This is a genomic window from Mycobacterium sp. (assembly GCF_039583785.1).
GTDB lineage: Bacteria > Actinomycetota > Actinomycetes > Mycobacteriales > Mycobacteriaceae > Mycobacterium.
Window position 1 is genome coordinate 18211 of sequence record NZ_JAVKSG010000037.1, and the last position, 19127, is coordinate 37337.

The window sequence follows — 19127 nt, forward strand, 5'->3', positions numbered from 1 at the left end:
CAGTTACTCCTCACTCACGCATCCCGCGCAAGCCGGGCAACGTTGGATGTCCGCTTACTCCGCGGGACGGATTTCCGCGGTGGCGTGACCGAGGAGGCCAGGCGTGCCACCGCTTGCTCGATGCCGGCCGCAAGTTCGTCCACGTCGGACGCCGCATCGTAATCGGCTGTGATGCCAAAGACCAGGTCGTCTGCGTAGCTCAGAATCGCGACACCGGTTCGGACTTGCAACGCGATCGGCAGAATCGGCAGCAGTCGCACAACAGGTTGGCCCATGACGCTCAGTCGGCTCTGCGGGCCGGGAACATTGGTCGCTACCGTGACGACGGCCCGCTGCGGCAGGCGCGTCAGAGCTCGCATGGTCCATGCCGTCACCGGAAACGGAATCAGATGCGTTGCTGCGACCGCCAGGCTTCCAGCCTCCCGCTGACCGCTGCGTTTGGCGTTGGCCAACCGACGCTGGATGACGCGTAGCTGCTCAACCGGGTCGGATTCTTCGACCGGAAGGTAGGGCAACAAGAGCGACACGCGATTGTTGAGTTGGTCCAGAGCATCGGTGGAGCGCACCGATACCGGCACCAACGTACGCAGAGAGCGGGCTCCCGGCCGTTCGCCGCGACGAATCAACGCGGCGCGGTAGCTGTCGGTAATCGATGCCAGCGCGACGTCATTGACGGTGACACCGTAGCCCCTACAGATTTTCGTCACGTCTTTCCTGGGCACCCTGAGCGGCGACGTAGCGTCGCATGCCGGTGACCGGCCCGTTCAGGCCCGAGGGCTGCACCGGACGAGTCAGGGCCCCGGCGATTTCGAGCACACCTTCAGCCGCTCGCGCTACGGCGCTGGAAGAGGCGACCGACGTGTGCCACATTCGGTCGACCCAGTAGCGAGGATCAAACAGGGAGTGCGAGGGGCGGTCACTGTCGGGCGGCGCTGGCGCCGGGTGGATTTTGCTGACGAACGTGTCGTTCCGCCCCTCGTCCGCGAGGCGAGCGAGCAGTTGGGTTGTCGCGATCCCGTCCGCGATGCAATGGTGGATCTTCATCAACAGTGCCCACTGGCCGTCCTTGAGGCCCTCGAGCATCCAGCATTCCCACAGCGGGTGATCCCGGTCCAGTCGCCGCTCCATCAGCGTTGCGGCCAACCGGAAGAGAGCTTCGTCGTCGCCCGGTGACAGGACCGCCGCGCGCCGCACGTGGTGACGAAGATCGAAAGCACCGTCCTCAGCCCAGTCGGGGGCAGCAAGGTCGAATGGATGCGTGCGCAGTACCTGGCTGAACCGCGGAACTCCCGTCAGCCGCTTACCCAGAACCGCGACGAGATGCTCGAATTCGGGTGCGGGGCCCGAAAGTACGGCTAACGCACCGACTGCGAGGCTGATATGCGGATCCGCGTCCTCGGCTTGCAGAAACCCTGCGTCCAGTGTCGACAAGTGCTCCATACCGGAAACTCTGCTCCGATGGAGCCTCTACGCGGGAGAGCCAGAAGTCACTACTGCGGGGGGTCCTAGAGACTTCAGCCGTCGGCCGAACGCTACCAAACCCGTTGCGGCATGGCGGCGATCAACGGTGTGTCCACCCCCACTGGTCCCAGGACGGTGGCTCCCCCGGGAGAGTCCAGCGGATCAGCGCGGCCGGCGAGCGGCTCGTGAAAAAAGGCGGCGTTATCGGCGAGGTGCCGCTGTTGCTCGGCGGGCAAGTCGATTTCGTAGTAGATCGCGTCCACTCGGCAGGCCGACTTGCAGGCACCGCAATCCACGCACTCATCCGGATTGATATACATCGCCCGTGCACCTTCATAGATGCAATCGACCGGACACTCTTGGACGCAGGACTTGTCCATCACGTCTAGGCACGCACTACCGATCACATAGGTCATGCCCAGAGGCTAGCAACGAGACGCGGTACCGGCAGCAGCCGAACGGCCCGTATCCCAAGGACCAAAGTCCTTGCGCACGAATCGGATAACTATCTCAGGGTACTCGGTTGCTGCGATTGGCCGACCTTGGTCGCGAACACCGCAGCCTGGGTGCGGCGCTCCATCCCAAGTTTGGCAAGCAGGCGGGAAACGTAGTTCTTGACCGTCTTCTCGGCCAAGAACATCCGGTCGGCGATCTGCTTGTTGGTCAGGCCTTCACTGAGCAGCCCCAGCAGCGTCCGCTCCTGGCTGCTGAGACCCGAAAGCGGGTCCGGCTTTTCGGACTCACCGCGTAGCTTCGACATCAGCGCGGCGGCGGCACGATTATCGAGTAGTGACCTACCCGCCCCGACATCCTTGACGGCGCGAGCCAATTCCATCCCCTTGATGTCTTTGACCACATAGCCGCTGGCGCCGGCCAGGATTGCATCGAGCATCGCCTCGTCAGAGGTAAACGATGTGAGCATCAGGCACCGCAAGTCAGGCACGCTGGACAACAGGTCACGACACAGCTCGATGCCGTTGCCATCCGGCAACCGCACGTCAAGCACCGCCACATCCGGGCGAACCGCGGGAATCCTGGCGAGCGCTTCGGCGACGGAACCTGCCTCGCCGACAACGTCGAGTTCTGGATCGGTTTTGAGCAGCTCGATCAAGCCGCGACGTACCACTTCGTGATCGTCCACCAAGAAAACCGTAACCACGTTCATCCCCCTCCGAAGCTGCGCCAGCTGCCCGTCAGCGATTGCCGCGCCCGATGAGCACGCTGCATTTTACCCACTCGGCCAATGCCTCCGTTTCGCCGACGCGAATCACACACCGCATCGATCCTCTGGTGCCGCTCGTTTTGCCGATCGCCTCACGTTAAGGCCGAGCCGCTGAGTCCTTTAGGGCCTTTGGTCCTCGGATCGCGGGCGGGGACCGTTGCCGATTGATGGCAACGCATCGGTGACCAACGGCCCTGGCCGCACTCAGCACGTCGCGCCCACGATGGAGCCACGTATCAGATAGGAGATGCCCGGTGCGCGAGCCAGCATCGTCAAGCCGATGTGTCGTCGTCGGTACCGACGGCTCACGCTCAGCCCTGCGTGCCGCTCTGTGGGCCGTCGACGAGGCGATAGACCGCTCCCTACCAATGCGATTGGTGCATGCGACCACATCCGCCGAGACCGCCCACGCGCAATCTGCTATCCGCGACGCAGTCGCCGCGGTCGCGGCGACGGACAAGCCGGTCAAGATCGAGACCGACATCGTGCATGATCGTCCGCTCGCGGCCCTGCTGACGGCGTCACGTTCTGCCGCAATGGTTTGCGTCGGCTCGACCGGATTGCAGAACGCGGTGCACGGGCACATCGGCTCGACGGCGACCGCGGTGGCGAATTCCGCCCACTGTCCGGTGGCAGTCGTGCCGACCACTAGTGACTCAGCTCCTACGGGCACGGTCCTGGCGGTCGTGGACGAAGCACATCTCAGCAGAGCCGTCGTGGAACTCGCAATTCGCGAAGCCCGCCTTCGGAGCGCACAGTTGCAGGTGATGACAGCGCGGTCTCGGCAAGGGAGCGGGCTGCCCGAGATCGACAATGTATGCACGGCTTCGGCACGGCTCGAACGTGGCCTAGCATCCTGGCGACGAAGCAATCCCGACGTCGACATCAGGACGATCGCCCGGGTTGGCGGCGTCATCAACTATCTGGCGCATTCGCTCTGGACCGCCCAACCGGTCCACATTGTCGTCGTGGATCCTGTGCGACCGGGGCCGACTGACATTCTGCTGGGACCCTCTGGTCGAGAAGCGTTGGACGCCGCGCGTTGCGCGCTCGTGCTGTGCGATCGGCAGAGCTGGTTATGAGTCAAAAGCTGGTCACCCGTTCGCCGATACCCGGTCGCGGCGCGGCCCGGCCAGCCCGTCGCCAGCCGGCCGGTGACGGCGTGGCGAAAGTCCTCGTAGGACCCGCGGTCACCGAGACTGGGCACTCGTACATCCGGTCCGATGTCACGTTCTCTTGGGCGGACGACACGCCTGCGATGACGGCCGACCCCAGCCAGGGCGGGCATAACAGTGTCCGCGCCGGGGACCAATGGCCCTGCTGCTGTCGGCTGTATCGGACGACTCTGGGGGCAGGCGACGGTCTGGAGGATGAAAGATGCCCACCACAATGCTGAACAGCACAGTCATCGAAGATGCGGTACGCGCGGCGTGCCGGGCGCCATCGCTGCACAACAGCCAGCCTTGGTCGTGGATGCTCGACGGTCGACGGCTGCAGTTGTTCCTCGATCCGAGTCGAGTCATGACCACCGACCGATTCGCCCGACAAGCGCTGATCAGCTGCGGTGTCGCTCTCGATCACCTGCGGGTAGCTATGGCTGCAGCAGGCTGGCAGTGCCACATCGACAGATTCCCCGATGCAGCAGACCCGGACCACTTGGCGTCGATCCGTTTCACGCCGGCGGAGTCGGTGTCCGATCACGACCGCCGCCGGGCCGAGGCCCTTTCGACGCGGCGCACCGACAGGCTGCCGTTCAACCGACCGGCGGACTGGAACTCCGTCGAAAAGTCGGTGGTCGCCGCGGTCGGCGACATGCCCGTGCAGCTGGATATACTTCCCGACGAGGCTCGGTCCCAACTCGTGTCTGCAACGCAACTCGCCGACTCGCTGCGGTTCTACGACATCCCATATCAAAACGAAATCCATTGGTGGGCAGCGCCATTCGAGGCGGAAGAAGGTATCCCCTACAGTGCGCTAGTTTCGGCCGAAGAAGGCGAGCGAGTCGGCATAGACCGTGCGTTCCCGCACACTCATCAGAGCGAACGACGGGCTGAGATTCCCGAAGACCACGCGATGATCCTGCTGCTGTCCACCGCCCACAACGCTCGCACCGATGCGTTGGCTGCTGGCGAAGCGCTTTCGGTGGTCTTGCTGGAAGCCACGATAAGCGGTCTGGCCACCTGCCCAGTCACGCACCTCACTGAGCTCAGCGTCACCCGCGACTTGATCCGGTCACTCGTCGATGGCGATGCGGTACCCCAAGCACTCATCCGGGTAGGTGTGGCTCCGGTCACCGACTCAACACCAGTGCCCACTCCGCGGCGGCCCCTGGCCAAGGTTCTTCGGGTGAAAAGTTAGAAGGGAGAACCGATGCGCGAGTCCAACCCACCACGGCCCGCTGTCGTCGTCGGCATCGACGGTTCTCAAGCCGCCATCCGGGCGGCGGAGTGGGCAGTCGATGAAGCGATGAATCGCGAGATCCCGCTTCGTCTAATCCATGTCATCCCCGAACATGTCGAGCCTGCCCCGATGGCTGCCGTCGGGAACGTGCAGATGGAAGTCGAATACGGCGAGACCGCGCTCAGGATTGCCAGCGCCGCAGTGGAGGCGACAGGGATGCCCGTCAAAGTAGAGACCGAGTTAGGTCGGGGCAATCCGGTAACGACGCTGGTCGCTGAATCTCGTTCTGCGGCAATGCTTTGCATTGGCTCAGTGGGGATCGGTCACTTCGCGCAGGCATTACTGGGTTCTACGGCAGCCGAACTCGCCGAGGCGGCCCACTGCACGGTCGCCATTATTCGCTCCCGGCAGAGTCGGTCGAAGCCGGGCAACTCGTTGATCGTGGCGGCGGTCAGCGACGCACCGGACAGTGAGCAAGTGGTCGAGCTGGCCATCCGCGAGGCGCAGCTACGCCACGCGCCGGTCCTCGCGGTCGGCATCTTGCGAGCAGGTACCGATGACATGCCCAGCGCCGAGCTGAATCGACGGGTCGAGCGCTGGGTTCGGCACCACCCGGACGTTCAGATTTACGCCGGGGCCACCCGAACCGAGATCGCCGACTTCCTCGCCGTTATGGACAAAACGATAAAGCTTGCGGTCATCGGCAGCGGCGACGCGGATCAGGTCGCGAGTCTCATTGGCCCGCATCGTCATCCTATAATCGGACATACGGAATGCTCAGTGTTGGTTGCCCGGTCCTGATCAGCGATATGGCCATCGGCGGAGTCATTGACGGCTTCGGCAGATTCACACTTTTGACCTCGACGACATCTCACTCGAGTCAGCCGAAAGCTGACCTATCCAAGTACTCGACGACATCGCCGAGCGGGCGTCTCGGGGTGGCCGGCACCGCATCCGCGTTGACCGGAGCCCAGCCGACGCGAAGCAACATCTGAGGGACCGCGCTGAGGCCGAAGACTTCCACCTGCAAGGCTTCACGTGTCTCGGTGACTTCCAACGGTTCGGTGACGGGACAATTGGCCAGACCAAGCGCGGTTGCGCTCAGCAGCATCAAGCTGGTGGCTTCGCCGGCGCGCAGTCGTGCCAGCACACTGTCGTCTTTGGTGCCAAGTGCCAGAACAACGGCATTGTCCTCGACCGGCTCCGTATCGTCTGGCTGTGCCATCATCGGACCCGCAAATAGCCTTGGCGGTAACGGGGCTGTCGGGTCTGGATCCGGTGTATTGCGAGCCGGCACGCCCGCCAACGACGCATACCTTCCACTCCAGGTGGTCAGCTCAGTGAGGTAATCGGGGTCCGCAGCGTGTCGCCGAACCGATTGCGCCACAATGTGTCGCAATTCGGGTAACGACTCCATCTGGCGAAGGACGATGCCCGTGCGCGCCGCGCGGGCGCCCAGCAGTGCGATGTAATTGGCGGGAACGGGCCACGCGCTGTACCGGCGCCGGTCGGTGTGCCGCCGGGGAATCGCCGCCGCCAGAGTAATGTCGATCTCGTTGGCCGGATGACGGTAGACCTCAATGGCAGCAAGGTGTTCGAGTTCAGCGGGATTGGGTAGCCGATGAAGTTTCGACTGCCAACCGAGTGCCGCGAGTGCCACGGAACAATGATGCAGGGCCATACCACAGCTCAGGATCAAGTCGCGACCATCCGGGTCCGTCCTGGGCAGGTGAAGCCCGCGATCGGAGTAGAGGTGCAGACTCTCTGAGCCCACCCGCCATCGCCAAGGCTGCGTGTTGTGCACTGACGGGGCGCGGGTTGCCAGCGACAAGACCGTCTGGATAGTCTCACGGTCGGGAAAGTAGGCGCTCAAATGGTCACCGCCTCCTGAAATCTGTAACAAGTTAACCCAGGATGCCCCAGCCAGACGTCTGGTCGTTAGAGCCGAAAGCCCCCCATCCGGAGGACATCCGGCGGCTGATCGTGCTGCGGCAAGCGGTGCATCCAGCCACCGCTGACACCTTCAACTACATCGCCAAACAACATGTCTCGGTGAAAGTGACCTCCGGCGATCGGTGGGGGCGGTAGCGTCGACTCTGGACCTCCGCGGCACTACGCTCGACCCCCGAATGCTACCTGCCGATGACGACTTCCTCGCCGAAACAGTAAAGGAATAGTCACTTTCGGGCGGGTAGGCCTGGCCCAAAGCGCGCGATGATTCGCGCGTTACGGGTTTGGAGGCTGAGGGGCCGTCGGGAAGCTCGGGCAATCGGTTGGTGGACGGCGCAGGTCAGGCAAAGGTGGATTCGCGCTCCGGCTCCGGGCCGAACCGAAAGCGGCGGCCGGTGATCGAAACCGGTTGAATGCGAACGTAATGCTGCTTCAGCATTGCGGTCCACGGCAGCAACTGCGCCCGCTCGGCCTTTGCAAGCTCTTCGTTAGTCCGAAGCGTGCGGGTCATGCCCTTCAGGATGACGCTCCAGCCCTCGGCCACGGTGTGATCATCGGCCTCGAACAGGACGTGATTGTTGATTGCTGCGCTAACCAACTTGGTGCCCTCCGCAGTGCGGATAAGCACAGTACGGTCCTGGACGACGAAGTTGACTGGGAAGATTTCGGGTTGACCGTCGACGCTGGTGACGAGCCGCCCGAAGGCGACGCTGGCCAGCAGGTCCCAGCTTTCGCTCGCCGACAGAACGGTGACGGGATGCCCGGTCTCCGATATCGTGGCACTCCCCGGCGTCGAGGTGGCGGTAGCCGCATGTTCGCTCACAATTGCGACGCTACAACGGCTCTCAGCGACAGTGGAGCGGCTTTCGTCCCCAACCTCGAGGACTTCCGGCCCTGCCCGGGTGCAGGCCATCGCGCACATTGTGATGGTCACGTTTACGGCACCTCGAGGCATATGACGATGTTCTCTCCGCGTACTCCCCATTACCCACCAAGGTCGTCAACCACGCACTCAACCCGATCGACGTCTTCGCTCTGTTCGGCAAAAATCCCGATATCGCCGAACTCTAACGTCCGCTCGGGAATGCAAAAGGCCCTGGACCGGCTTGCCCGCGAACGCCGGTTCCCGGTGCTAGGGAATAGTCAGATCTACTAAACGAATTCGATCATATGTCCGGGCATGAGCCGTTCGACCCGACCGCGGCACTCGATGTCGATCACGTTGCTTTTTTCGGATTCTGAGCTGATCTTGGCCTTACGTCCGTTGACTTCAAGGTGTAGTCGGTGGCCACGGTAGCGGAAGGTAAACGCCAGCCTGCCAAGCTCTTCGGGCCATAGTGGGGCGAGCACGATACGGTCGTCGCGGAACTCCAGGCCGGTGAAGCACCGCTGCAACAGATCAACGCTGCCGGCCATGGCCGCCAGATGAATTCCTTCGAAGGTCGTGCCGCCTTGAATGTCTGCAACGTCGGACAACAGGACCTGCTGAAAGTATTTCAGGGCCTCGCCGCGGTTGCCGCGCGCCGACACCCACGAATGCACGATGGCGCTCAATGTTGATCCGTGTGAGGTGCGGGACAAGTAGTAATCAATCGTTTTCGGGATCTGCTCGGGAGTGAACCGATAGCCGAGTCGGTCGAACAGTTCACGTAGCTCATCCGAAGAGAGCAGGTAGAACAACATCAGCGCGTCGGCCTGTTTGGACGCCTTGTAGTTGTTGGCGCTGTCGTTTTCGGCCTCAAGAATGCGGTCCAAGCGCTGAATGTTGCTGTACCGCTGTCGATATGCCTGCCAGTCCAGTTCCGCGAGCCGTTCGTAGCCCTCGAATTGACTGATCACCCCGTCGTGGAAGGGGACGAACATGCGACGGCTCACATCGTCCCACAAGTCGAGCTCTGCATGGTCCAACTCGAGCCTCTCCAGCAGATCGAGCCGAAACGACAACGGCAGTAGTTCAAGCGCTTCCATCGCGCGGGCGATCACCCAGACTGCCATCACATTCGTGTACGCGTTGTTGTCGATGCCGTCGTAGATCCGACCGGGGTAGCCCGAGTGAAACTCATCAGGTCCGATGACACCGCGGATCACATAGTGTCCGCGCGCACCGTCGAAACTTGCCAGGCTGACCCAGAAACGAGCGATCTCGGCGAGCATTTCCGCTCCGTAGTCCAGAATGTAGTCGATGTCGCCGCTTACCTGGTAGTACTGCCAAACGTTGTAGGCCACCGCGAGACCGACGTGATGCGCGCGGGCGCTGGGATCGGGATTCCACCGACCCGAGCGGGGGTTCAGGTGCAGTTCCGGACTTTCTTCACGACCATCACTGCCGGATTGCCAGGGATACATCGCCCCGACGTAGCCCGCCTCCCGGGCAGCCAGACGGGCCTGCGCCAGTCGCCGATAGCGATACTGCAGCAGCGACCTCGTCACCGTCGGGGCGTGAATGGTCAGTGCGGGCAGGACAAACAACTCGTCCCAGAAGATGTGGCCGCGGTAGGCCTCACCGTGCAAGCCGCGGGCCGGCGCCCCACTGTCCAACTCGGCGGTGTTGGGCGACAGGGTCTGCAGCAGATGCAGTAGATGCAGGCGTACGATCCGCAGGCCGTCGGTGTTGGAGCCGATGTCGATGTCGAATCGCTCCCAGAGATGCGCCCACATCCGGGTGTGAACCTGGAGCAGTTCCGCGACCCGGCCGGCGGAATTGAGCTGACGCTTCGCCTCGTCCGTCGGTTCGGATACCGCCGGGTCGCGACCCGTCACGATGACGGCAACTTTTTCCAGCGTCACCGATTGTCCAATAGTCAGCTCTGTCGCGACGTCGTGACCGATGCGTGCCGGGTGGAAGTTGTAGGCTGCCTGCCGCATCAGCCGATAGTCTGCCGGCACCCGCTCGTCGCCGCGCCACAGCGTACTTCGCGCTGCCACTGCGATGGGTATTCGGGATTGCACCGTGACCGCCTCTAAAAGCGCGGAGTTGCTGGACAGTTCGCGTCGTTGAACCACCTCGAGGTGTTTACTCGACAGCTCGCGGTAGCGTTCGATTTGTCGATTTCCGATATCGCCATGCAGGGCGGATCGAAACTCGATTGTTCCCGACCAGTTTTCGGCCGTTACGGTGGTCGCCATGGCGGCTAAATGGGGCAGATGCATGGCCACGAATCTGCACTGAGTCACCGCCGTGGTGCGGCCGCTGTTGTCGCAGAATCGGAATCGGCGGGTCAACAATGCGCGACGCAGGTCGAGGGTTTGCGAATAGCACGTCAGGTCTGCACCGTCGATGTCGAACCACGGTCCGGCGTCGATTCGAAATGTCAGCGGCAACCAGTTGGGCAGGTTCACCAAACTCTCGTTGCTCACGGTGCTGCCGTCAATCTGATCGGTGAGCCGATTGTAAACGCCCGCTGCGTAGGTGCCGGCATAGTGAAAGCCACCTGACTGCGACTCGGGCGCGCAGCCGCGGGTGGCGAAATAGCCGTTGCCCACGGTGCACAGCGCTTCGCGCAGTGGTTCGTCATGGGGGTCGTAACCCTCGAAATGGACTGACCACGGATTCTCGGCTTCGCGTTGTTCGGCAGCGATATCGTGTCCGAGTTGCTTGATGAAGTGGCGCACCGCGTCAGGGCCGTCCAGCGCGAACCGCGCGTTCGACGGACGATCGAAGTCCCCACCGTGTCGCACGGCGATTCCGATGCCGTCGCTGCGTACCGCGTCGAAAGCGTCCTCGTCGCTGAGGTCGTCGCCGATGTAGATGGGCAGCACCGGGTCGGCTCCACCGATCCGGTGCACAATCCACGTCACCGCTTTCCCTTTGTCCCACGAGTTGTTCGGCCGTAACTCGACGAGCTTGCGTCCACTGGTGACCCCGAGACCGAAACGGTGTCCGACGGTGTGCGCGGTGGCGGTCACCTCGGCCGCAGCTGCACCTGCTGCACTGCGATAACGTACGCCTACGGTGTTGCGCTTCCGCTCGACGAAGACACCCTCGAGGTGCGAGAACCGTTCGCGCAGTTCGACTGCCGCGTGCTCCAGCGCATCGGCCACCCCCTCGGCGGACTCGTGGTGATGCGTGGTGCCGTCGGGAGCTGTCATCTCGAAGCCATCACCCCCCACATACCAGATGCCGGGCACGCCCACGCGGGGCGTCAGATCGGCGAGGTCGCGTCCGCTGAGCACAACGACGTCGCACTGCGCAACCAGCAGCTTGAGCGCGTCGGCAACGCATTGGCCGACCGAGGCAGCGTTTGGGTCATCGACGATGCTGCACAGCGTGCCGTCAAAATCCAGCAGCACCAACGGACGTCGAGCGCCCACTGCCACAGCGATCTGGGCGTACGACTGAAGCGCATCGGGAAGTGTCGACATCCGTCGATCCCATGAACGCACCGCGATGCCGGTGAGGTCGTTCACCACCGCGTCCGCACCGCTTCGGCGCAGCTGGTCAGCATGCCCGTTGCGGTCGACCGCGATCACCCGAGCGAATCCGGCACAGCGCCCGCCGCTCACCGCCGCATCCGAGCCGGCAATGACGGCGCATCGCTCGGGCGATGCACCCAACTGCATAGCGTTGTCCAGCAATAAATCCGAGTCCGACTTACCTGTTGTCGGGTGGCCGCCGTCATCGACACATACGGTCGCAAAGTCGCCGACGCCCGCAGACAACTGGTCGTCGTCGGGGCCTGCCGACGAGACGCCGACGCGCAGACCCGCGCCGCGCAGCTTACCTGCGAGTGCAATCGCGGAATCGAAGATCGCGTCGGTCAAGGTCGGGTCAGCCGCAGCGCCGTCAAGGCGAAAGATCACCGCGTCGTAGTAGCGGGGATCGATTGTCAGTGTCATCTCATCACCGTGGGCTGTCGGTTTTTGTTGTGAAAGCCAACGTTAGGGATGGCGTGGCGCCCGCCCTAGAGCCCTTGGTCCCGATGGTGGCGGGAGTCCTATGACCATGCGGTTGAGGACTAAGGCCCCCTTATCTACAGCGCGAATCGGTTTAGCGTTCCCCTTGAGCAGGAGGAGGACTGACGATGTCAGCACACGCCAAGGGCCAGGGCATCATTGTCGGCGCCGATGGGTCACCCGCCTCTGCTGCGGCGATCCGTTGGGCCGCGAAGGATGCTGCGCTGCGTCATCTGCCGCTGACGGTGGTCCACGTGATCAACCCCGCGGTCACGCTTTGGCCGCACGGGCCGCTGCCGGACGGCGTCGCGGTATGGCAGGAAAGTCAAGGGCGCCGGATCCTCACTGATGGGCTGAAGATCGCGCGAGATGCCACGCAGGGCAACCTGGCGGTGTCTGTCGACAGCGAAATGTATTCATCGGCAACCATTCCGACTTTCGTTGACCTGTCCAAAGACGCCGCGTTGATGGTGGTGGGCTACCAGGGCCGAGGAGCGTTGGCTCGCGGCTTGCTCGGTTCGGTCAGTTCGAGTCTCGTCCGGCACTCACATTGCCCCGTGGCCGTCGTCCGCGACGAGCAGCCGCGGACCCCGAGTCCCACCGACAGAGCTCCCGTGCTCGTCGGGATCGACGGCTCACCAGCCTCAGAGCTCGCTACCCAGATCGCATTCGACGAGGCATCACGACGTCACGTCAACCTGGTGGCCGTGCATGCCTGGAGTGCCACCGAGATCATCGAGCTGCCGGGTTTGGATTGGTCGGCGGTCAAGGGCGAGGAGGAGCGACTGCTGGCCGAACAGTTGGCGGGCTGGCAAGAGCGCTATCCCGACGTAACTGTGCACCGGCGTCTGGTCTGCGACAGACCGGCCCGCTTACTGATCGAAACATCGCAAGCCGCACAGCTTGTCGTCCTGGGAAGTCATGGACGAGGTGTATTCGCCGGCGCACTCCTAGGTTCGGTCGGCAACGCCGTCGTTCAGGCCGTCCACACGCCAGTGATCGTGGCACGGCATCCGTAACCGTTTGCGACAACGTAAGAGCGTTCGATGACGTCAACGGAGTGCGTTCATCCCGTCGTCGTGGGGATCGACGGATCTGACGCGGCGATCAACGCCGCCCGCTGGGCCGTCGATGAAGCCGTCAGCAGATCAATCCCGTTGCGGTTAATCCATGTCATGCCCTCTGCCGGGAGATCGAGAACCTCCGGCATCGAGGATCGATTGGCGGTGCAATACGCCGAAGCAGCCCTGCATTCCGCCTGTGCCGCCATCCAATCCGACAGCAAACCCGTTGACGTCGACCCAGTCGTGCTTCGAGGGGATATCAGTCTCATCCTGGCCGAGCAGTCGCGCCGAACAGCGATGGTCTGCGTCGGCTCGGTCGGGATTGGGCTCGCCGCCAGCAGGCTCCGACGCGGTAACCGAATATCTGGTGACTCGCGATGAAGCCATCCAGCTGCTTGTCACCGGCAGCGCCGACGCCAACAAGCTGACTCGACTTGTCGGTCCCCACGGCCATGCGCTCGCCTCCTACCCGAACTGCTCAGTTCTGCTGGTGCGACAGCAGTAACCGCATGGACAAACGACCCGACGAGCCGGGACTTCTGTCCCTATCGGCCGGGCGTCAACGATGGTCGGCTGACTTCAAGGACCCGCGACGCTAAATGGAGGTGCCCGGATGAGTTCCCCTCCTGAGCCGCGGACGACGCGGATGTTCGCCCGGGTCCTCGGCCCGTTCTTGGTCATCATTTGCATCGTCGCCGCGGCACGTACCACCGAGATGTCATCGCTGCTGTCAGATTTCGCCGCGAACACGTTGTGGTCGTGGTTGGCGGGTCCGTTTGTGCTCGTAGGCGGACTTGTCATTATTGCGCTCCACTCGAACTGGCACGGTTCGGCCGCCATCGTGGTGTCCATCTCCGGTTGGCTCGTAGCGCTGCGCGGACTGTTGGTGCTGGCCTTCCCCGCAGCCTTCGTCTCGATGTCTCGCTGGATGATCGAGATGGGTGACCAGTGGCGCGCTGTTTGCATCGTCTTCGCCGCGATCGGCTTATACCTGTCCTACGTCGGCTGGATGCCGATGACCCACCAGCCGGCGGCCGCAGCTGGCGTACTCAGTAGATCGGAGCTTTCGTCGTGAACCAAAGAGTGCTATTGGCAATTGTTTTCGCTGCTTTTCTGGTGTCAATGATATTGATTGCCTCGATCCGGGTGGTCTGGCAGTACGAGCGCGGTGTGCAATTCCGGCTCGGTCGGGTTGTCGCAGTTCGCGAGCCGGGCCTGCGGTTGATCATCCCTGTCATCGACCGATTGTGGCGCGTCTCAATGCGTATCGTGACCATGCCGATTCAATCGCAGGGGATCATCACCCGCGATAACGTCAGCGTCGACATCGCTGCGGTCGCGTACTTCCGCGTGATCGACGCACGCAAGTCAGTCGTCGTCATTGAGAATGTCCGGGCCGCGATCGACCAGATCGCCCAGACCACTTTGCGTAACGTCGTCGGGCAGCATTCGCTGGACGAGGTGCTCGCTCAGACGGAGAAGATCAACGCCAGCATCCGTCAAATCCTCGACACCACCACGGTCGAATGGGGCGTCGAAGTCACCTTGGTGGAGTTGAAGGATATCCAGCTTCCCGACAGCATGAAGCGGGCTATGGCCCGGGAAGCTGAGGCCGAGCGCGAAAAGCGAGCCAAAATCATTGCTGCCGAGGGCGAGGCGCGCGCTGCTGCGGCGCTCGGGGACGCATCCGACACCATGATGAAGCATCCGCTGGCCTTACAGCTCAGGAATCTTCAGACGCTGGCAGAACTGGGAGTGGAGAAGAACACGACCGTCATCTTTCCCGCCCCGCTGATGAGCGCGATCGGCGAGCTTACCGGCTTCCTCACCCGTGAGTCGGCGGCAACGGCCCCCCAGCCCAACGGCTTTGCCAGCGAGGCACTCGCCCATAGCGCACAGCGTTAAACCCTGACCGCCGACAGCACGGAGAAGAGCCGCGGTGAACGAGACGACCAGCATCGCCGGCGCCGACATCCGCGATCGCGTGGTCATCAGTTCCAAATCGCGCCGTGTCCGCCAGATTGGCCTTGTTGCCCTTATCGGCGCATCCGGTGTGATGATCTTGCTCATGGCATACAGTCGTAGCGCTTCCGATTGGTATGCGGCGAGCCGACCGACATTGTCGCTGTCGCTTTCGCTTGCCCTCATACTGTTCGCGCGCGGGATTCTGTTGGGGCGGCATATAACTGCGAGCCATGCCGTTGCGGCGGCGGCGCTGGCGGCGACCGGCTTGACTACCCACCTGCTGTCGTTTCAGTTGCTCGGCGACGGCCTCGTCGCGTGCGCCGGCCTCGTGGCGACCTGGCCGGTGCCGTCACGGCGGGACCCCGCTGCGCTGGCGCGGGTGTGGGCGCTGATCGAGGCAACCCATGATGATCCGCTGGCCCCGTTCGCGATGCAATCGCTGAAGAGCTATTACTTCAATGCCGACGGCAGCGCAGCGATCGCCTATTGCGCACGACTCGGTCTCGCAGTCGTCAGCGGCGATCCCATCGGGCAGCGCACCCGGTTCTCAGCTCTTGCAAGCGAATTTGCTGTGATGTGTCGCAGCCGTGGCTGGCGCATCGTGGTGCTGGGGTGCGGTGAGCAGTGTCTGGGGTTGTGGCGCGATCGCGCGATCGTCGGCCAGTCGCTGCGGCCGATACCCATCGGGCGCGACGTGGTCATCGACGTACGCCATTTCACCATGGCAGGCCGGAAGTACCGCAACCTTCGCCAGGCCGTGCAGCGCACCCACAATGCCGGGATCACCACCGAGGTGGTGGCCGAGCAGCAACTGAATGAGGCGCTTATTGACGAGTTGGCAGAGGTGCTGTACACGTCGCACCGCGGCGCGCATGTCCAACGGGGGTTTTCGATGATTCTCGACCACGCGCTGGAGGGCCGGTACCCGGGTGTCCGGCTGATCATCGCGCGGGACAGTCTGGGGCACGTGCAGGGTTTTCAGCGGTACGCATCGTCCGGCGAGGGCACCGACGTGACTCTCGACGTCCCGTGGCGGCGCCCAGGCGCGCCGAACGGGATCGATGAGCGCATGAGCGTCGATATGATCGAAGACTGTAAAAATTCCGGTGGCCAGCGGCTTTCGTTGGCGTTCGGCGCTTTCCCTGAACTCTTCGACACCGAGAACCGCAGCCTGATTGAAGGCATCTACTACGTTCTCATCCACCTGGGGCGCTCGCTGATCAAGCTGGAGTCGCTGTACCGATACCTTCGCAAGTTCCACGCATTCGGCGACCGCCGCTACGTACTGCTCTCGCTACGCCACATCCCCATCGCGCTGGTGGTTCTGCTCTCCCTGGAGTTCATGCCGCGTCGACGTCAGCTGCGCATCAGGGAGCGAAATCCGCAGCCGCGAATTCGTTCGCTTGCCGCTGCACCCGGCGCTTGATGTCCAGCAAGACTTTTCGCAACAGCAGCGCGATGACGGGCCTCACCAGCTCGACGGCGACCACCTCGCCGGGGTGCCGCAGGCCGACCCGCACCCGCGCGAGAAGTCGGGTATGGGTCGCCCAATGCGGCTGAAGGTGGAATGACCAGAGCACGCGCGGCAGGTTAGGCGACGTAGCCCGCAGCACGATGCTCCGTTCGGGCGTGATCGCATCGACGTGCAACGACAGCCCGTCAGGCAGCCCCATCCAGCCTTTCGGCCTGAGCTGCAAAGTATCTCCGACAGCGAGCTCTTTCCACTCCGGATTGAGACCATCGGGATTGTGCATCCGAAGACCGCTGACATACTCCAGCGCCCGACGGCTGTAGCGCGCGCCGCGGTCCTGACCCATCTGCAGCAGCCATGGCCAGGTGACCGATGGGGGGGAATCGATCCACACCCCCTCGGTGACCTGAACGACTGGATCGCCGATCAACTCATCTGTTGCCGGGCATTCGCGCTTGGCATTCCCCTTTGCTGGTACCCCAATTGCGGTAATACCGGCGTGCGGTATCGAGGACCGCGATAAGCGCCACGATTTCGGTCACCCGTCTTGACGCATGCATCATAACGCCAGTCTGTGTAAGCGCGGGACCCATCGCCAGGGCCATTGGTCCCTGGTCAGACGCCGTTGCGAAACGGTGACACGGCGGACCGATCGGAAAGGGAACAACGGCCCGCAACCGAGGGCTATTGCCTCGTGATCGGTTGCGACGCAACCGATAGCGTTCCGATAAGTCGCTTTCGGGCTGGCCGTATTTAGGAGTGCTGATGTTAGAACCGTTTCCCCCGAAGTCAGTCGTCGTTGGCATCGACGGGTCGCAAGCTGCTCTGCAGGCAGCACTCTGGGCCGTCGACGAGGTAGCCGGCACAGATATCCCGCTACGGCTGCTGTATATCCGAGAATTGAGCACCGCTTTCGGCGCCTTGGAAACTCGAGCCGCAACGGAGGCAGCCGAGGAAGCGGTGCAGGCCGCGTACCACGCGATCGGCAGATTGGGCAAGCCGGTGCAGGTCGAGATGGAGATCGTCGAGGGTTGCCCGCTGTCGGCGCTGGTCGAGGCTTCAAGATCGACTCCGCTGCTCTGCGTTGGCGACACTGGATCCGGCCAGTCCTCCCCTGCCGGCTTCGGTTCTACCGCAACCGCGTTGATGGGTTCCGCGCATTGCTCGGTGGCCATCGTCAGAGGCGGCCACTCCGGTGAGCGAACCCGGGGCCGATCGGTCGTGGCCCACGTTGTCGGGTCAGTCGACGACGAGATTGTCCTGGAACACGGTTTCGAGGAGGCCAACCGCAGAAAGGCTCTGTTGGTCATGATGACGGCGTGGCGGACCGAGTTCGACAACCTTCAGAACGACCGACTTCTCAGAGAACAAGAACGCCGTATGCGCGCCGTACTCGATCGCTATGCCGCACTGTGGACCCCGCACTACGCTGGCGTGACCGTGGATACTGTGGTTGCGTATGGCCCTTTTCTCAACTACCTCGCCGACCATGCGGAATCGACGCAACTAGTAGTCGTCGGAGCCACGCAAGCCATTGAGGTGCAGCAGCTTTGCAGTTCGACTGCAAAGCGTGCGTTACGGCGGAGCGACTTTGCCGTCCTGGTCGCTCGCTAGCCGCGGACGTCGCTACACGCAGAGCGAATCCAGAAGTTCTTTGTTGCGTTCGGCAAGGACGGCCCGCTTCACCTTGAGCGACGGGGTGAGTTCGCCACCCTCTACGGTAACGTCACGCTCCATCAGGGGGCCCACTTCTTAAAGCATCGCCCTATGCGACCCGGATGGCGGATTCGACCTCGTCGGCGGAGAGCTCTTTGGTGCACAAGAACCAGTCCGTGCATTCAATGCCGTCAGCGGTGCCTTTCATACGCTCCCTTGCGGCACTGGAAGAGCCGGGCGCCGCGAGGATAACGGGCTCACCGGGTTCCCAGTCCGCCGGAGTTGCGACGCCGAAGTGGTCGGCGGTCTGCAAGGCCTTGACGACGCGCATCAACTCGCTGAAATTACGCCCAAGGCTTAATGGGTAGTAGATGATAACGCGGATCGTGCCGGTCGGGTCGATGACGAAAACCGCACGAACCGCTTTGGTTGAATCCTCGCCTGGCATGATCATCCCGTACTTTCGGGCGACACTCATGGAGACGTCCGCGATGACGGGGAACCTGACTTCGACGTCTTTTAGATCACGGAAGGCGATTTTCTCTTTGATCCTCCGCAGCCACGCGATGTGGCTGTAAAGTCCGTCGACCGACAGTCCCAGCAGTTCGGTGTTGTAGGCGGCCAACTGTTGCTGCATTGAGGCAAATGTCATGAATTCGGTTGTGCAGACCGGGGTGAAATCGGCTGGATGAGAGAAAAGGATGACCCACTTGCCACGGTAGTCGGCGGGAAAGTTGACCTGACCCTCAGTGGTGACAGCAGTGAACGCAGGTGCTGGATCACCGATGCGCGGCATCGGTATCGCGCCAGTCACTTCGGCAGTGGAGGTGGTCATGGCAAACCGTCCTTCTTCTAGAAAACCAACGGGTTTCGCAAATTGGCCTTCTTATCAGAATGCGGCTCGTCACGCGTCGCTTCATAGGGCCGATGGTCACTGCGACGTGGATTCCTGTTCCTTATCCGGACAGCGGTCGCGGCCCCGGTGATGCTGGCCGGCGACGGGATCCAAAAGCTCTCCGTGACGTCCCTACCGACTACCTGGATC

At 62.7% G+C, this 19127-nt stretch carries 19 protein-coding genes and 1 pseudogene; 11 read left to right on the plus strand and 9 right to left on the minus strand.

Features of this window, described 5'->3' with window-relative positions; translation table 11 throughout:
* Positions 1-14: 14 nt before the first annotated feature.
* From ABDV69_RS12700 to ABDV69_RS12715, 4 genes are all read right to left on the minus strand, one after another.
* The gene (locus tag ABDV69_RS12700) at positions 15-707 is read right to left on the minus strand and encodes a WS/DGAT domain-containing protein (protein WP_343574813.1); all 693 of its coding nucleotides are present in this window, start codon (positions 705-707) and stop codon (positions 15-17) included.
* Complete coding sequence (locus ABDV69_RS12705) at positions 691-1440, minus strand: wax ester/triacylglycerol synthase domain-containing protein (protein ID WP_343574814.1); 750 nt, start codon at positions 1438-1440, stop codon at positions 691-693. The genes ABDV69_RS12700 and ABDV69_RS12705 overlap by 17 nt, the downstream gene beginning before the upstream one ends.
* Positions 1441-1532: 92 nt before the next feature.
* Positions 1533-1877: a ferredoxin gene (gene fdxA / locus ABDV69_RS12710; protein WP_343574815.1), complete on the minus strand. Its 345-nt coding sequence runs from the start codon at positions 1875-1877 to the stop codon at positions 1533-1535.
* Positions 1878-1966: 89 nt separating this feature from the next.
* Positions 1967-2620 (minus strand): response regulator transcription factor, encoded by a 654-nt coding sequence (locus tag ABDV69_RS12715; RefSeq protein ID WP_343574846.1) that lies wholly within the window; start codon positions 2618-2620, stop codon positions 1967-1969.
* 317 nt (positions 2621-2937) lie between these two features.
* Here ABDV69_RS12715 and ABDV69_RS12720 point away from each other — a divergent pair, with 317 nt between their 5' ends.
* The 3 genes from ABDV69_RS12720 (at position 2938) to ABDV69_RS12730 (ending at position 5884) form a co-directional block, all read left to right on the plus strand.
* The gene (locus tag ABDV69_RS12720; protein WP_343574817.1) at positions 2938-3765 is read left to right on the plus strand and encodes a universal stress protein; all 828 of its coding nucleotides are present in this window, start codon (positions 2938-2940) and stop codon (positions 3763-3765) included.
* A 295-nt stretch (positions 3766-4060) separates the two neighbouring features.
* Positions 4061-5041 carry an NAD(P)H nitroreductase gene (locus ABDV69_RS12725; RefSeq protein ID WP_343574819.1) on the plus strand — a complete coding sequence of 327 codons (981 nt, stop codon included), beginning with the start codon at positions 4061-4063 and terminating at the stop codon, positions 5039-5041.
* Between the two features lie 12 nt (positions 5042-5053).
* The gene (locus tag ABDV69_RS12730; RefSeq protein WP_343574821.1) at positions 5054-5884 is read left to right on the plus strand and encodes a universal stress protein; all 831 of its coding nucleotides are present in this window, start codon (positions 5054-5056) and stop codon (positions 5882-5884) included.
* 79 nt (positions 5885-5963) lie between these two features.
* On the opposite strand, the gene ABDV69_RS12735 is transcribed toward ABDV69_RS12730, so the two are convergent.
* On the minus strand, positions 5964-6956 hold the full coding sequence (locus tag ABDV69_RS12735) for an NAD(P)H nitroreductase (protein WP_343574823.1): 993 nt from the start codon (positions 6954-6956) through the stop codon (positions 5964-5966).
* A 41-nt stretch (positions 6957-6997) separates the two neighbouring features.
* Between ABDV69_RS12735 and ABDV69_RS12740 the strand changes: the two genes are divergently transcribed.
* Positions 6998-7171 carry a hypothetical protein gene (locus tag ABDV69_RS12740; protein WP_343574824.1) on the plus strand — a complete coding sequence of 58 codons (174 nt, stop codon included), beginning with the start codon at positions 6998-7000 and terminating at the stop codon, positions 7169-7171.
* Positions 7172-7373: 202 nt separating this feature from the next.
* Here the strand turns inward: ABDV69_RS12740 and ABDV69_RS12745 are convergent, their stop codons facing one another.
* Positions 7374-7808, minus strand: coding sequence for a pyridoxamine 5'-phosphate oxidase family protein (locus ABDV69_RS12745; protein ID WP_343574848.1), 435 nt, complete (start codon positions 7806-7808; stop codon positions 7374-7376).
* A 206-nt stretch (positions 7809-8014) separates the two neighbouring features.
* Between ABDV69_RS12745 and ABDV69_RS12750 the strand changes: the two are divergent.
* Positions 8015-8189, plus strand: a pseudogene (locus tag ABDV69_RS12750) (glycerol acyltransferase); the annotation flags it as partial.
* Here the strand turns inward: ABDV69_RS12750 and otsB are convergent.
* On the minus strand, positions 8186-11869 hold the full coding sequence (gene otsB / locus ABDV69_RS12755) for a trehalose-phosphatase (protein ID WP_343574827.1): 3684 nt from the start codon (positions 11867-11869) through the stop codon (positions 8186-8188). The pseudogene ABDV69_RS12750 and the gene otsB overlap by 4 nt on opposite strands.
* Positions 11870-12054: 185 nt before the next feature.
* Here otsB and ABDV69_RS12760 point away from each other — a divergent pair, with 185 nt between their 5' ends.
* From ABDV69_RS12760 to ABDV69_RS12780, 5 genes are all read left to right on the plus strand, one after another.
* Positions 12055-12945, plus strand: a complete 891-nt coding sequence (locus ABDV69_RS12760) for a universal stress protein (RefSeq protein WP_343574829.1) — start codon at positions 12055-12057, stop codon at positions 12943-12945.
* Positions 12946-13357: 412 nt separating this feature from the next.
* On the plus strand, positions 13358-13495 hold the full coding sequence (locus tag ABDV69_RS12765; RefSeq protein WP_343574832.1) for a hypothetical protein: 138 nt from the start codon (positions 13358-13360) through the stop codon (positions 13493-13495).
* Positions 13496-13603: 108 nt separating this feature from the next.
* Entirely contained in the window at positions 13604-14065 is a 462-nt protein-coding gene (locus tag ABDV69_RS12770) for a hypothetical protein (protein ID WP_343574835.1), read from the plus strand.
* Between the two features lie 47 nt (positions 14066-14112).
* Complete coding sequence (locus tag ABDV69_RS12775; RefSeq protein WP_343574850.1) at positions 14113-14895, plus strand: slipin family protein; 783 nt, start codon at positions 14113-14115, stop codon at positions 14893-14895.
* A gap of 34 nt (positions 14896-14929) precedes the next feature.
* The gene (locus tag ABDV69_RS12780) at positions 14930-16381 is read left to right on the plus strand and encodes a phosphatidylglycerol lysyltransferase domain-containing protein (protein ID WP_343574838.1); all 1452 of its coding nucleotides are present in this window, start codon (positions 14930-14932) and stop codon (positions 16379-16381) included.
* Here the strand turns inward: ABDV69_RS12780 and ABDV69_RS12785 are convergent.
* Entirely contained in the window at positions 16323-16856 is a 534-nt protein-coding gene (locus ABDV69_RS12785) for an SRPBCC family protein (RefSeq protein WP_343574841.1), read from the minus strand. The genes ABDV69_RS12780 and ABDV69_RS12785 overlap by 59 nt on opposite strands.
* A 335-nt stretch (positions 16857-17191) precedes the next feature.
* Between ABDV69_RS12785 and ABDV69_RS12790 the strand changes: the two genes are divergently transcribed.
* Positions 17192-18040: a universal stress protein gene (locus ABDV69_RS12790; protein WP_343574844.1), complete on the plus strand. Its 849-nt coding sequence runs from the start codon at positions 17192-17194 to the stop codon at positions 18038-18040.
* Positions 18041-18191: 151 nt separating this feature from the next.
* Here ABDV69_RS12790 and ABDV69_RS12795 read toward each other — a convergent pair whose 3' ends face one another.
* A complete protein-coding gene (locus ABDV69_RS12795; RefSeq protein ID WP_343574853.1) occupies positions 18192-18878 on the minus strand; it encodes a peroxiredoxin in 687 nt (228 codons plus the stop codon).
* Positions 18879-19127: the final 249 nt, after the last annotated feature.